Consider the following 13,652-nt stretch of genomic DNA (forward strand, 5'->3'; position numbering starts at 1 on the left):
ATTCATAAGCAGTCAAATTCATTCAAAAAAGAATGAATCCCGCTCAAATACACGCATATTATAGGAGGAACTCATCATGGTAGAAAAACAATATACAATTACAGACGAAGCAGGCATCCACGCGCGCCCGGCATCCGCACTGGTCGGATCGATCTCGAAATTCCAATCGGACATCACGCTCGGCTTCAACGGCAAGCAAGTCAACTTGAAATCGATTCTCGGCGTCATGTCGCTCGGCATTGCTTCCGGGTCAACCGTTACGATTGCTGCGGACGGAGCGGACGAAGAAGAAGCGATGGCTAAAATCGACGAAGTGCTGAAAGCGGAAGGGATTTCCAACCAATGACAAGCCCTCTCTCCGGGATCGCAGCCTCCACCGGGATCGCCATCGCCAAAGCATTCCGCCTGGAAAATCCGGAATTGACCGTCGAACAGCAACAAGTGGGCAATCCCGCTGAAGAAATCGCGCGCTTTGATGCAGCCGTTGCTCAATCGGCCGCCGAACTTGAAGTCATCCAGCAAAAAACCGCCCAGCAGATCAGCGACAAGGAAGCCGCGATTTTCGGCGCCCATTTGCTGGTCTTGAGCGACCCTGAACTGATTGGGCCGATCAAAGAGCGCATTTCAGCGGATAGTGTCAATGCGGAATTTGCGTTGCAGGAAACAAGTGATATGTTCATCACGATGTTTGAAGCGATGGACAATGAGTATATGAAAGAACGCGCAGCGGATATTAAAGACGTCCGCAAACGCTTGCTGTCCCATCTGCTTGGCGTGAAGATCCAAGACCCGAGCATGATCGATGAGGAAGTCATTGTCATCGCCGAAGATTTGACACCGTCCGATACCGTCCAATTGAATGCCCAGTTTGTCAAAGGCTTCATCACCGATATCGGCGGGCGCACTTCGCATTCCGCCATCCTTGCGCGCACCTTGGAAATCCCGGCAGTAGTCGGCGCACAAAACGCCATGGCCACGATACGCAATGGCCAAACGGTGATCATTGATGGCTTGGAAGGCAAAATCATCATCGACCCCGATTCAGCGACTATCCAGCAGTTCGAGCAGGAAAAGTCAGCATATGACGCCCAAAAAGCCGAATGGGCCAAGCTCAAAGATGAGCCGACGCTAAGTGCCGACGGACAGCATGTGGAACTTGCCGCCAATATCGGCACCCCGAAAGACCTTGCCGGCGTGCTCGAACATGGCGCAGAAGGCATCGGCCTTTACCGCACCGAGTTTCTTTATATGGGCAGAGACGCCTTTCCGACAGAAGACGAGCAGTTTGACGCCTATTCAAAAGTCTTAAAGGGCATGAACGGCAAGCCGACCGTCGTCCGGACACTCGACATCGGCGGCGATAAAGAACTCACGTATCTGGACTTGCCGAAAGAACTGAACCCATTCCTCGGGCTTCGCGCGATCCGTTTGTGCCTGGAGATGCCAGAACTCTTCAGAACGCAACTGCGTGCCCTATTGCGCGCAAGCGTGCATGGCAATTTGAAGATCATGTTCCCGATGATCGCAACGATAGAAGAATTCCGCCAAGGAAAAGCAATGCTTGCAGAAGAAAAGGCCAAATTACTGGAGGCCGGCATCGCAGTCAGCGACTCGATCGAAGTCGGCATCATGGTGGAGATTCCTTCTACCGCCGTCATGGCGGATGTCTTCGCCAAAGAAGTGGATTTCTTCTCCATCGGCACGAACGACTTGATCCAGTATACGATGGCTGCAGACCGCATGAACGAACGCGTGTCGTATCTGTACCAGCCGTTCAACCCCGCGATTTTGCGCTTAGTCAAAATGGTTATCGATGCCGCGCATAAAGAAGGCAAATGGGCAGGCATGTGCGGCGAGATGGCCGGCGATGACATCGCCATCCCGATCCTTCTCGGGCTCGGCTTGGACGAATTCTCCATGAGCGCTTCTTCTGTCCTGAAGGCGCGTGCACAGATCAGCCGTTTGTCAAAACAAGAAATGGCTTCGCATACCGACCGCATACTTGCGCTCTCGTCATCTCAAGAAGTGGAAGCGTACGTCAAAGGAATCAGCTAAAAAAACCCCTGAACGCCTTCGCGGCATTCAGGGGTTTTTCGTGTGATCAAAATGGGTTGGTCGCCCATTGTTTCGATAAAGGGATAAAGATGCGCGGGTTCAATTTCAATTGCGAAACGATGTATTCCGCGATGTCTTCCGGCTGCATGAACTTCTCTTTTTCCTGTTCCGTTTCATTGCCGGAATCAGTCATGCCTGTGACCACGCGGCTAGGTGCCAAAGCGAAGACACGGATATTGTCGGGGCGCACTTCCTGCATCAAGGCCTCGCTCATGCCAAGCACCGCGAATTTCGATGCGCTATAGGCGCTCGAGCCTTTCGTGCCTTTGAGTCCCGAAGAAGAGGAGATGTTGACGATATCGCCTCCCTGCTTGTCGATCATCTGCGGCAGCACCGCTTTGGTCATATGGACCATGCCCATCAAATTGATATTGAGCATATTTTGCCAATCCTCGGTATCAAGTTCCATAAACTTGCCGTATTTTCCGATTCCTGCGTTGTTGATAAGGATATCAATCGTGCCGAGTTCGTCGGTCAATTTCTCGACGGCCGCTTCGACTTGCTTTGAATCCGACACATCCGCAACCGCAAATGCTGCGCGGCCCCGTAATGAACGGATCTCTTTCGCCAATTGTTCGATTTCTTTTCGGGTTCTGGCGATCAGCCCGACGGCCACGCCTTCATTGGCCAGTGCCAGGGCGGTTGCCCGGCCGATGCCGCGCCCTGCTCCTGTAATGATTGCTGTCTTTTCCGTTAACACTTGTCCCACTTTATTTTCCGCCCTTCAGGTAAATGAATTTTCTCTGCCCTAGTCTTTGCCCCTAAACGGGCGGCGGTAAACCGGCCGATTGACTGAGGATAAAATTTTTTTAGGCCAGCAGCCTCAGTTTTGTTTGCGGAAATAATCCAGCAGGCCCTGCGCACTGACCTGTAAGTCCATCTCGATATAAGGCATCACGCGGTGCGGCTGTTTGGCGCCTTTTTCCGCCAATTGCGCCATAACGGGTGCCAGCAGACGTTTTGCCAATTGATCTGCGGATTCTTTGTTCTGATAGGCCGCCGCTCCTTCTTCAACAAACAGCTCTAGCCATTCCAGCACCTGCTCTAGCGCTGCATCAGGGTTATGCGCAGCGCCGAAATGCCCAAAATAAAGCACATCGAGTTGCTGCCGTTGCATCCGTTCGATGGATGCCTTCATCGCCTCAGGGTCGAATTGGTTCGGTGAAGTGGACGGCAAGTAAAAGTCGATGCCGTCTTCGATCAGCTGTGCATAGCGGATGCCGGCTGTATCCCCTGCAAAAAACCCATTCGATACTGGGTCTAAGATGCCGAAATGATGTTTGGCATGGCCCGGCGTATCCCAGAACTCAAGCGTACAGTCCGGGCCGATCTGCAGCCGGTCGCCTTCCGTTTTGATATCGATGCGCTGTTCGGGCACCGGGACGATTGGATTGAACAAATCATCAAATTGATCTCCGTATACCGCTCTAGCCCCGGCGATGAGACGGCTCGGGTCTGCCAGGTGCCTGGCGCCTTTCGGGTGGACGATGAGCGTCGCGTTCGGGCAGTCCTGCAAGAGTAAGCCCGCTCCCCCGGCGTGGTCAAGGTGGATGTGGGTGACGATGATGTAACGGACCTCATCGAGTGAGATGCCGAGTTCGTTCAATCCTTGTTTCACATGCTCTACCGAGGGGCTCGGTCCTGTTTCAATAATGGTTAGCTGCTGTTCCATGATGACGTAGCTGCCTGTTCGGTGTTCGAGGCCGAGATCGAAACCGTCGATCAACTGAATGCGGTCGTTCAACTTGCTGATGGCCATACTGGCACCCCTTTCTATTTGTCTTCAGTCTACCAAAGCCCGAGCTTGCGCTACAACTCGGCACATAAAAACGCCGCCAGAATTCGGCGGCGTTTCTCATCAATTGCTGGATGGGCTATAGGAAGTCAGTGGAATGTCTTCATAGTCTTCCGGGTCCAATGAATAGACGCTGTCGTCGGCTACCCCTTCGACAATCGCTGTCAATCCGCGCTCCACCGATTTGACCAATTGGCCTTTTTCTTTCTGCCCAAGCGACTGGGTTTGGCCGCGTACTTCAAACAACACGGTGCCGCTGCCGTTCAATGCATAGCTGCCAAGCGCTGTGCCCGGCAAATCGAGCCCTTGTGAATAAAGCGAGATATTGGTGAATTTCGAATTGCCGTAGGACTGCAGCTCCTCATACGCCGCCACATTCAGCTGGCGTGAAAAATCATAATCGTACTGGTCTGCATACTCGCTGTATTTCGCCCCTTCAGCACTGGATGGGTCCGGAACGAATTGGGCGGACAACGACAATGTAACTGGATCTGGCGTGCCATCGACATAATACATCCCTTGGTGATGCAGGTCGATAAAGACGTCGACGGTGCCATATTCCGCTTGCAGCGATTTATAGACGTCGCGTGACACTTGGGCTTCTTTCGTAATAAACCAGCCCGGTTCGTTCGATGCGCCAGGGAAATCTTCCGCTTGTGGCACATAGTCCAGGTCCGGATTAAAGTCGCGGTTCACATCAAAGCCTGGATTGGCGCCGTAATCATAGCTTTGGCTGACGCCGCGGTCCAAATAATTCCATGATGGCGTTGCAGCGGCGAGTTCGGGATAATCCGCCACGACATCGCTCCATGTCATGCTATTGCGGCGCTTATCGCCTTCTGAGGCATCCGGATTCATCATCGGCATGAAGACGATCGTCACTTCGTCGCGCAAGGCTTTCGCCGCTTTCGAGTTGCCGGATAGCGATTTCAACATATTCAAAATGGCCACAGTGCCTGTTTTTTCGTTTCCGTGAATCTCACTTTGGATTAGCAGCACTTTATCGCCCGTGCCGACAGTCGCCGTATAAATATCGCGGCCTTCGAAGGATTGGCCGGCGACATCCACGGAAACAGAGCCTTTGCTATTTGCTTCGATGCGCTGAAGTTCTTTTTGCAGCTCCCCGTAATCGATAAATCCGGAAATGGCATTGTCATGATGGTGTTCAGTCGGCTGTGCAGGCTCTGCTGCTTGTACCGGCATCGCAAGCATCGCACAAAGCCCCGCCATCGTCATTGTCTTGAATATGTGTTTTTTCACTATCCCCACTCCTTTTCATTGAATAGGCTGAGTATAGCAAAGCTTGTTAAGCTTGCCTATAGTTGTCAGAAATTTCAGTTCTTTGGATATATAATCCACAGCGTCAATCGCGCTTCGCCCGTTACCATTGCCGGAGAGCAAATTTTGAACTCGCTGATTTCCATTGTTTCGTGGGACGAAATACCCTCAGCGTCCAGTTAACGGCTGCAGTCATTTATCAGGACTAAAACCCTCCCTCTGTCAACTTGTCTATTTAGCGCTTTTGGGTTTGCCTATTGCCTTAGATCGGCTACAGTTATACCATTAAGGAAGAAACTGGAGGTTATCATATGAATGATCCGCAAATCCCGCAAGACAGCATCATCTGGTCACAGGAAATGGTGCGCAGCACATTGCCAAAACGCGCACAAGACAGCCATAAAGGGGTATTCGGAACGGCGTTATTAGTAGCTGGGGGCCCGGATATGCCCGGGGCTGCCTTGATTGCCGGGCTCGGCGCGCTCACAAGCGGCGTTGGAAAATTGGCAATTGGGACGTACCGCGAAACCATCCAGAGCATCGCTCACGCGGCGGCCGAAGCGACGTATGTGCCGGATGCGCTGATCCATATCGCCAATGGCACCCATTCACTTACTTCCTATAAAGCCATCGCCTGTGGGCCTGGCACCTTGCCGGATGCAGTGACCGAAGCGGCTATTGACAGTTTGCTGAATTCACCTGCCCCTCTCATACTCGACGCCGGCGCATTGAGTGAACGAAGCTATGACAAAAGAAGCGCTCCGCTCATCTTGACGCCGCACGCCGGTGAATTCAGCCGGATCTCCGGTTATTCAATGGAGCAGATTAGCGAGTCTCCCGGTTCATGTGCAGCGGCATTCGCCAAGGAACACAATTTGACGATCGTCTTGAAAGGGCCCCGCACAACAATCGCTTTCCCAGATGGCGAACGGTTCGACAACCCGACAGGAAATGCCGCGCTTGCAAAAGGCGGCACGGGCGATATGCTGACCGGGATGATGCTCGGCATGCTGTGCTGCCATGAAAACTGGCGCCACGCCGTTTTGAATGCCGTTTACTTGCACGGAGCGTGTGCAGACGAATTCGTCAAAACCCGCTCCCCCCATACAATGTTGGCACGCGATATCGCGGAGCTGTTGCCGGAAGTATGGAAACAATACGAATAAATCATTGTTCGAAATTTCGCCACATGCGCAAAAGCCGGGCTGCGAATTAGTTCGCAGCCCGGCTTTCATGCATATATCGGATGGAAACTGCTCACTATTTTGACAGTCCAAAGCGATAAAAAGCAGCTGTTTTCCGCTATAATGGAAAGCGCCAGGCATAAGATTTTCAATACGGACGGAGGTATCTTTATAATGAATAGACACCGTGCGGGACAAAACCAGTGAGCTATGTTCCGATACTTCACTTGACGGTGCCTGCGGTATGGATTTCTGTACTGTTGGCCGCCGCTGCAGTCAGCTTGCTGATGCGCGCCGCGATTGGGCATAAACCTGGCGAATGGTACTGGAACGCTTTGGCGCTTTACATTCTGACGTGGAAGCTCAGCTACATCGTTTTCAATTTACAGCATTTTCTTGACATGCCTTTATCGATTCTTTATTTCAACGGCGGGTTGTACGGCCATTTGCTTGCCATAGCATTGCTTATCGGCTATTTGGCCCTGGCACAAAGAAACCACGCTGCTGTGGCGGAACAGGCTGCTACTGCCTGGCTATTGTTTTTTCTGGCGTACCAGTCCATTTTGCATTATTTTGAAGCCGAATTTGTGCAAGCAGCCCTTCAAACCGCTCTTTTCGCAGCAGCTATCGTAGCCATCCGTATGCTGGGGAAACGGCCAGACGTTCCGAATGGCTTATTGCTTGCCGCATTTTTCACAGTAGAGCTGCTCATCTTAAGTGTATTCGGCCCGCTGCTGACTTGGCAAAATGCGACGCTCATTGTTGTGGCCGCATTCACGATCGCCCTGTACATACGTTTTGAACAGAAAGGACCGAGCATATGATAAAAAAAGCCATCGTCGGCATATTGCTGGTTGCAGCGATTGCCATCATAGCCATCAATTTCTTTGAACAAGATGCTCAGCCAATCGATACGAGCGAATCCACCACTTCCGCAAGCGCACAAGACGAGTCACTTGCCGAAGGCCTCTCGCAAGGGCAGGTAGCACCTGATTTCACATTGACTGATCAAAATGGCGAAACGGTCAAACTATCCGATTACCGCGGCAAAAAAGTCATTTTGAACTTCTGGGCGACCTGGTGTCCCCCATGCCGGGCTGAAATGCCGCATATGCAGGAATTCCATGAAAACAACGCAGATGGAGATGTCGTTATTCTCGCAGTCAACCTGACCGCTCAGGATAACGGCGATGAAGCGATTCGCTCGTTTATCGATCAATTCAGCCTGACGTTCTCGATTCCGATGGACGAAACCGGCAGCACCGCCCAAGATTATCAAATCCGTACCGTGCCGACTACTTACATCCTCAATACGAAAGGCGAAATCGCCCAAAAAATCGTCGGACCCATGGATGAACAAATCATGAAAGACCAGACAGACAGCATCGACTGAATTTTTCTGCAAGGCTGGCATGAACTTAAGGGTTTAAAGTAAAGCCATTTGCGGAATACTAGAAGCAGGACTTGCAATGAAATGGAGGATTTATTCATGGAACTTGATTTAGCAAAAGAACAATTGCCATCGACACAATCTAAAGTGAACGACCACACACCTGACCACATCAATCAGCAAATCGAACGGGAAACCGAAGCTTCGGTCAATTATTACAAGCGCCAAGGCGAAGGTGAAATCCAGGCGCGCATAAACGAGTTGGATTACGAATGGGACACGGAACGCCTGATGAAAGTAAATATGGCGTCCGTTGCAGCCCTTTCCACTCTGTTGGCAGTAAAGGGCAATAGAAAATGGGCGCTTCTAGCCGGAGCGTCAAGTGCAGCCATCATTCAGCACGCGCTGCAAGGCTGGACACCGGCAATCGTCGTTTTCCGCAAATTGGGCGTCCGCACCGTCGACGAAATCAACCGTGAAAAAAAAGCTTTGCAAAATTTGTTGAATAAACCTGAATAAGACAAAATCCCCTAAGCCTTAGCGCTTAGGGGATTTTTAAGTATTTTTCGTCGCAGCGTCTGTTTCACTCGCCGTAACTGCAGGCATTTTATTTTTCTGCAGCCAGCCTTTAAAGAGCCGGTGCAGCGGCAGCTCGAGTTTGAAGTGTGCCAGAACCCCGAAAAACATCATTAAAGCGACGAGCACGATGCTCATGCCGACGTTACCCAATACGTCATGCAAACCGGCTTGGTCCATCCACTCGGAGAATACATCGAGCACGACATTGTGGACGAGATAAATCGCAAATGCAGCATTGCCGAGTTGATGGAACGCGTTGGGGATGTTGACATCCTTTTTCAAATCGACCACGCCAAGTCCAATCAACAACAACATGATCGAGATGCTTGCGCTCATTTCAAAACTGACTTCCATGAAGGGGTTCAACGCATTCACCCACGTCACAGGAAAACCGATCAATCCACATGCCATGAATAGATAGCCGATGAGGACCGGTATGTTGGCATGAAGAATCAACCACGCACAAAACACACCCGCGATAAACATCAAGTTATAGGAAGCAAACAGAAAATCGAATAAAAAATGATCAATATAGACAATGCCAAGGACGCCCAAAAGCGAAAGGATGCCCCAGGCGGTGAAGAGCGCCTTGCCGATCCAGCGCGGACTTAAAAACAGCACAGAAAACATCAAATAAAAATAAATGGTGTATTCCAACGACCATGCCACAATCAAGAACGGATCTTGCCATTCAGGATTTGGAACCAGAAAGATCGACGTTAAAATGACCGCCATGTCCCGCTCCGCCCCTGTCGCGAACCAGGGCAACAGGAATGCCAAGATCAAGAACACCAAAGTCACGACCCAATACAGTGGATAGATACGGATAAACCGGTTAATCAAAAAATCCGTTAATTGCCCTTTCTTGCCGAATTTTTGACGGTAAATATAGTACGCCATGAACCCCGACAAGGAAAAGAAATAATAGACGCCGCCGGTCAATGGCAAATAGGCCAGGTTCCATATATTGAATCCGTAGTAATCCATCATGGTCGTCGATAAATGGTGAAGCATGACCAATAACGGCACCAATGCCCTGGACAATTGAATCAGCACCAGCTTTCTTCTCACGCGCCCCACTCCTCTATCGCAAATTCAGACTATCGCCAAAAGACCTATAATAATCCATGAGTCTCACTTATTTTTAAATTTTATAGAGATAATATACCACGTTCTTTTAAAATCACAAGTATTTTCTCCCAGCTGCTCGTGCGTTGAGCTTCTTAGCATTAAAAAAACCCGGAAGCCATAGCCGGCCCGGGTCTGATCGTTTATCGACGCTCTTTTGCGACCGCTATGCCGGTCGTCTGCAAAGTTTCCAACAGCAATTGGTGCATAATGGCATAACCTTCTTCGTTCGGGTGGATCGAGTCGAGCCAAATGGAAGGCACTTTCCCCATTTTCCGTGTATTCGTGACGATGACGCCTTTTGCCCCGATTGCAGAATTCCACATACGGAACAAAAGGTTGGTAAAACCGAAATACTGCACTTCTTTTTTCATCGAATTATATAAACTATTCTGGACGATGAGCACTTCCTCATTGCCTTTTTGAATAGCTCCGTAGATCTCCAATAAATTGCGGCGGTATTTCTTTTTCAATGCAGCAAACTGGCGGATCAACTCGCTTGCGCCTCCCCCTTTGTATTGACGCAGCAAATCGTTGCCGCCAATATTCAATAGCACAAGATCGGCTTTGCCCAATTCCGCCTGCCAATAATCGCCCCGCAGCCGTTCAACGAGGCCATCGCTCGTCAAACCATTGATGCCGAAGTTCATCACTTCGCTATCGGGAAAACTGTCTTCCAAATGTCTTGCAATCCCGCCTTTCGTCCCGTAGCCATATGCTACGGAGTCGCCGAGAATGACAATTTTATCTATCTTTCGCGGCTTGGCCGCATTGCGTTTTTTACGTCTGAGTGCCTTTTGATAAAGGGCACTTGACCGGAAATTATTGCCCAATCTTCTGCACGCCCCCTCATACTCGTATCTCTTCATTTTAACATATTTTCCTGGTTCTTTACCTTTTTCACGCTTATATGCATATCCTGCAAGGCTCATGGGGTATGGACAAGTAGAACAGATAAGGAGGGATGTTGATGGATCAACTTTATTTAATCATCGGGATTATAATTGTCGTCCTCACATTGACCGATTTCATCTGGACAACTTTATGGGTCGATGGCGGCGCTGGGCCATTGACCCATAAGCTCACTTCCGCCTACTGGACGCTTCATAAGCAAGTAAGCCGGAACAATTCAAAATTCCTGAGCCTTGCGGGGCCGATTATTTTGGTCTCTACCTTGGCAACATGGATTTTTCTGCTCTGGGCTGGCTGGACTTTCATTTTTGCCAGTTCCGATATGATTGTCGATACCAAAGACGGCGGCCCATTGTCGTGGGTTGAATATGCCTATTATGCAGGCTACTTAATCTTTACGCTCGGCAACGGCGAATTCGCACCCGATGATGGCATCTGGCAAATCGTGGCGATTTTTGCAACCGGCACCGGCATGCTATTCATTACCTTCGGCGTGACTTACTTGCTGCAAGTGCTGAGCGCCGTGTCAGAAAAACGTTCTCTTGCAGCGAGCATTAGCGGCATTGCAGCGGATCCAGCTTCCTTCGTCAACACCGCCTGGAACGGGAAAAACTTCGACAATCTTAATCTATTGCTCGATACGTTCGCGAATGAATTAAGCAATGCCGTGTCGAAATACAACGCCTATCCCGTACTCCATTATTACCGCAGTTCGACGCATGACCGATCGTTGCCGGTCAATATTGTTGTGTTGGATGAATCATTGACTTTTTTACAGCATGGCATACCGAAAGACATTCAACCCAATGCCTTATTGATGCAGGAACTTTCAAGCAGCGTCACTAGTTATTTGGATACCTTGCATAGCTCCTCCATCGACGCATCTACCGTAGTTCCTCCCCATCAAGTGCTGGCGAATCTCGACGCGTCGATTCCGACCGTTGATGCAAAATCCTATGAAAAGACAATGGAATCATTTAAACTCCGCAGAAGAAAGCTTCTCGGGCTTGTGGAAATGACGGGTGAATCATGGCCTGGCACAGCAAACGACCTTGAATAAATCGATGAATGAATCACAATGTCTGAATATATAATTGGATAGATCGACGTGAAGAAAGCGCAATTTCCTGGCGCTTTTTTCATTTCCTGTTTTTGTCGTTCTTCCCAATAAATTTAAATAAGGTGTTTCAATTAAAAACATTCAGGGAACAATTTGAAGGATGAGATTTTGAAATTGGAGGCTAAGTAATGCAAACGACAATTCCTGCTTTATTGACAAAAGAAGATTTCACAAACCGCAACGACTTGCCTGACTGGTTGCTCCGCGAATACAAAACCTTTCACGAGACGGTCACGGATAAGACCTTCCCGTGCTATTTCGGCAGAAGCGGCGAATTAAAAAGCGAGCTGCGCTATGCATACATAAGCCAAAATGATTGGTCAAATTTGCCGGGAGCCGTAGCAGAATTTTTGACTTTATTTGAAGATCCGAAACATAAACGGCATGGCTTGTTCGTGTTCGTAGAACCATTTAAATCTGAAGGGCCGCTCGATGCTTACCGCAAGCAATTTTGGGAAATCCTCCAGTATCTTCACGACATGGATGATACCGAATGGCCGGAACAGGCGCCGCGGGATCCCGATCATTATTTATGGGATTTCAACTTTAAAGGAGAACCCATTTTCATCTTCGGCAACGCGCCCGCCTATAAACAGCGCCGCACCCGCCACCTTGGCAATTCAATGGTGCTCGGGTTCCAGCCGAGAAGGATCTTCGAAGGGCTGACAGGGACTGAAAAAGGCGGCATTATGTCGCGTGAAAAGGTCCGGGAACGCGTTGAGAAGTGGGATGAATTGCCGACCCATCCGGATATCAGCCATTTTGGCGACCCGGAGCACAATGAATGGAAGCAATTCTTCATCGGTGATGATGTTGAGCCGGTCAAAGGCAAATGCCCGTTTTCGCATAAAGAACTGTAACTATAAAAAAGCGTCCGTACAGCAAACTGTACGGACGCTTTTTTGGTTAGGCTTTATTTTTTTGCCGCTCTTTAAACTTTTTCACGGTGTTGCCATTGATAAGTTGCAACTCGTCCTCGATAGCTGACGGCTCCATCTCGCTTCCTTCGATCTGCTCAAGCAAGCGATCCACCACTTGCTGGGCAAATGGCTGTGCAGCGGATGGCGGCTTGACGGCCGTCAATTCAGCGTCATCCCCTTCTGCAGGTTCCCCCACCACTACGATGCTGATGTCTTTTGGCACTTTGAATCCAGCGCTTTTCAATGAATTGAGTAATTGCAGCCCGTCTTCATAGCTCGCGGCAACAAACGCACTGGTCGGTTTTTTGAATGAACGCAATTCAGCCGCAATGGCATCGAAATCGGCGGGGCTTTGTGTCGAATGGATGCGTTTTTTGCGCAGCTTCAATTGATGATGCGCTAAAGCTTCATAGTAGCCTCGCAGCCTTTCGCCGCTATCCGGCAGATCGCTCCCAATCCAAGCAATTTGCTGATGGTCTTTTTCAGCAAGATGGCTTGTGGCAAGGTATGCCGCTTTCCGCCCATCAAAAGGTTTCATAGCATTTACTGCTTCTTCGGCTTGCAAATAAGGACTTGCTTCTTTCAAATATTCCTTCAATTCAACCGGAAGGCTGCCGATGCCGATGACGCCAGCAACTCCCTTTACGAAAGCCTTGCTGTCTTCCGTCGATTCACTGCCAATCAATGCATGGCCCGTCAGCTCATAGCCCGATGCCTGTGCCGATTCGGTAAATTCGCGCAAGCGGGCGAATTCTTCAGGTGCGCAATCCTCCGCAAACAGTACGGCGATATGTTTTGGTGTCTCTGCGGGTTGTGCATGAGCTGCACTGTCATTTCCGTAATCCAATTCAGCTAAGGCTTGCATCACTTTGTCGTATGTTTCCTTTTTGACTTGCTCTGGCCGATTCAACACCCGCGACACCGTCGTTTGAGAGACTCCTGCATGTTTTGCAACTTCTGTGGTCGATACCATTTCCGTCACCCTTCCCATTCATTCATTTGTTGAATATACTATAACACACCTAACCACGATATTCATGGCAGATTCAAAAAAAGCTGTCCAAGAAGAACTAATGAAAGAAACATGCCGAACAGCAAAAAAAGAATTTGGTGAATTCAAGACCTTTTCAAATGAATAATTTTATTCAATTAAGTGAATTTATTATTTTTTATTCATTTTTATTCATTTTATTTTTATGTTTACTTATTCATAAAAGGGTTTTTTGCGCGC

The 13,652-nt window shown here is 49.5% G+C and carries 14 protein-coding genes; 8 read left to right on the forward strand and 6 right to left on the reverse strand.

All coding sequences use genetic code 11. The features are described 5' to 3' along the window. Window positions 1-76 precede the first annotated feature (76 nt). Both AUC31_RS07205 and ptsP read left to right on the forward strand, forming a co-directional pair. Window positions 77-346: a phosphocarrier protein HPr gene (locus tag AUC31_RS07205; RefSeq protein WP_058380696.1), complete on the forward strand. Its 270-nt coding sequence runs from the start codon at window positions 77-79 to the stop codon at window positions 344-346. Next, entirely contained in the window at window positions 343-2,055 is a 1,713-nt protein-coding gene (ptsP, locus tag AUC31_RS07210) for a phosphoenolpyruvate--protein phosphotransferase (RefSeq protein WP_058380695.1), read from the forward strand. Before AUC31_RS07205 ends, ptsP begins: the two co-directional genes overlap by 4 nt. Before the next feature lie 46 nt (window positions 2,056-2,101). On the opposite strand, the gene AUC31_RS07215 is transcribed toward ptsP, so the two are convergent. From AUC31_RS07215 to AUC31_RS07225, 3 genes are all read right to left on the reverse strand, one after another. Then, window positions 2,102-2,824 carry a 3-ketoacyl-ACP reductase gene (locus AUC31_RS07215; RefSeq protein WP_058380694.1) on the reverse strand — a complete coding sequence of 241 codons (723 nt, stop codon included), beginning with the start codon at window positions 2,822-2,824 and terminating at the stop codon, window positions 2,102-2,104. Between the two features lie 114 nt (window positions 2,825-2,938). Further along, a complete protein-coding gene (locus AUC31_RS07220) occupies window positions 2,939-3,874 on the reverse strand; it encodes an MBL fold metallo-hydrolase (RefSeq protein WP_058380693.1) in 936 nt (311 codons plus the stop codon). A 99-nt stretch (window positions 3,875-3,973) separates the two neighbouring features. Further along, window positions 3,974-5,113: a M14 family zinc carboxypeptidase gene (locus AUC31_RS07225; protein WP_237150754.1), complete on the reverse strand. Its 1,140-nt coding sequence runs from the start codon at window positions 5,111-5,113 to the stop codon at window positions 3,974-3,976. A 386-nt stretch (window positions 5,114-5,499) separates the two neighbouring features. Here AUC31_RS07225 and AUC31_RS07230 point away from each other — a divergent pair, with 386 nt between their 5' ends. The 4 genes from AUC31_RS07230 to AUC31_RS07245 all read left to right on the forward strand — a co-directional run bounded on the left by AUC31_RS07230 (window position 5,500) and on the right by AUC31_RS07245 (window position 8,281). Then, window positions 5,500-6,354: an NAD(P)H-hydrate dehydratase gene (locus AUC31_RS07230; protein WP_058380692.1), complete on the forward strand. Its 855-nt coding sequence runs from the start codon at window positions 5,500-5,502 to the stop codon at window positions 6,352-6,354. A gap of 221 nt (window positions 6,355-6,575) precedes the next feature. Next, on the forward strand, window positions 6,576-7,196 hold the full coding sequence (locus AUC31_RS07235; protein WP_058380691.1) for a hypothetical protein: 621 nt from the start codon (window positions 6,576-6,578) through the stop codon (window positions 7,194-7,196). After that, entirely contained in the window at window positions 7,193-7,765 is a 573-nt protein-coding gene (locus tag AUC31_RS07240; protein WP_058380690.1) for a peroxiredoxin family protein, read from the forward strand. Before AUC31_RS07235 ends, AUC31_RS07240 begins: the two co-directional genes overlap by 4 nt. A 96-nt stretch (window positions 7,766-7,861) precedes the next feature. Beyond that, window positions 7,862-8,281 (forward strand): hypothetical protein, encoded by a 420-nt coding sequence (locus AUC31_RS07245; protein ID WP_058380689.1) that lies wholly within the window; start codon window positions 7,862-7,864, stop codon window positions 8,279-8,281. A gap of 36 nt (window positions 8,282-8,317) precedes the next feature. Here AUC31_RS07245 and AUC31_RS07250 read toward each other — a convergent pair whose 3' ends face one another. Together AUC31_RS07250 and AUC31_RS07255 are read right to left on the reverse strand one after the other, a co-directional pair. After that, complete coding sequence (locus AUC31_RS07250) at window positions 8,318-9,412, reverse strand: acyltransferase family protein (protein ID WP_058380688.1); 1,095 nt, start codon at window positions 9,410-9,412, stop codon at window positions 8,318-8,320. A 200-nt stretch (window positions 9,413-9,612) separates the two neighbouring features. Beyond that, entirely contained in the window at window positions 9,613-10,302 is a 690-nt protein-coding gene (locus AUC31_RS07255) for an SGNH/GDSL hydrolase family protein (protein ID WP_058380687.1), read from the reverse strand. Between the two features lie 137 nt (window positions 10,303-10,439). Between AUC31_RS07255 and AUC31_RS07260 the strand changes: the two genes are divergently transcribed. Then, window positions 10,440-11,441: an ion channel gene (locus tag AUC31_RS07260; protein WP_058380686.1), complete on the forward strand. Its 1,002-nt coding sequence runs from the start codon at window positions 10,440-10,442 to the stop codon at window positions 11,439-11,441. 188 nt (window positions 11,442-11,629) lie between these two features. Then, window positions 11,630-12,361: a YqcI/YcgG family protein gene (locus AUC31_RS07265; RefSeq protein ID WP_058380685.1), complete on the forward strand. Its 732-nt coding sequence runs from the start codon at window positions 11,630-11,632 to the stop codon at window positions 12,359-12,361. 46 nt (window positions 12,362-12,407) lie between these two features. Here AUC31_RS07265 and AUC31_RS07270 read toward each other — a convergent pair whose 3' ends face one another. Continuing rightward, a complete protein-coding gene (locus tag AUC31_RS07270) occupies window positions 12,408-13,394 on the reverse strand; it encodes a LacI family DNA-binding transcriptional regulator (protein WP_058380684.1) in 987 nt (328 codons plus the stop codon). Between the last annotated feature and the right edge of the window lie 258 nt (window positions 13,395-13,652).

This window comes from Planococcus rifietoensis (assembly GCF_001465795.2).
Classification (GTDB): domain Bacteria; phylum Bacillota; class Bacilli; order Bacillales_A; family Planococcaceae; genus Planococcus; species Planococcus rifietoensis.

Excerpts from the sequence above, each read along its gene's own strand:
- AUC31_RS07205 (WP_058380696.1), top strand. The coding sequence starts at position 77 with ATGGTAGAAAAACAATATACAATTACAGACGAAGCAGGCATCCACGCG.
- ptsP (WP_058380695.1), top strand. The coding sequence starts at position 343 with ATGACAAGCCCTCTCTCCGGGATCGCAGCCTCCACCGGGATCGCCATC.
- AUC31_RS07220 (WP_058380693.1), bottom strand. The coding sequence starts at position 3,874 with ATGGCCATCAGCAAGTTGAACGACCGCATTCAGTTGATCGACGGTTTC.
- AUC31_RS07225 (WP_237150754.1), bottom strand. The coding sequence starts at position 5,113 with ATGCCGGTACAAGCAGCAGAGCCTGCACAGCCGACTGAACACCATCAT.
- AUC31_RS07230 (WP_058380692.1), top strand. The coding sequence starts at position 5,500 with ATGAATGATCCGCAAATCCCGCAAGACAGCATCATCTGGTCACAGGAA.
- AUC31_RS07240 (WP_058380690.1), top strand. The coding sequence starts at position 7,193 with ATGATAAAAAAAGCCATCGTCGGCATATTGCTGGTTGCAGCGATTGCC.
- AUC31_RS07245 (WP_058380689.1), top strand. The coding sequence starts at position 7,862 with ATGGAACTTGATTTAGCAAAAGAACAATTGCCATCGACACAATCTAAA.
- AUC31_RS07260 (WP_058380686.1), top strand. The coding sequence starts at position 10,440 with ATGGATCAACTTTATTTAATCATCGGGATTATAATTGTCGTCCTCACA.
- AUC31_RS07265 (WP_058380685.1), top strand. The coding sequence starts at position 11,630 with ATGCAAACGACAATTCCTGCTTTATTGACAAAAGAAGATTTCACAAAC.
- AUC31_RS07270 (WP_058380684.1), bottom strand. The coding sequence starts at position 13,394 with ATGGTATCGACCACAGAAGTTGCAAAACATGCAGGAGTCTCTCAAACG.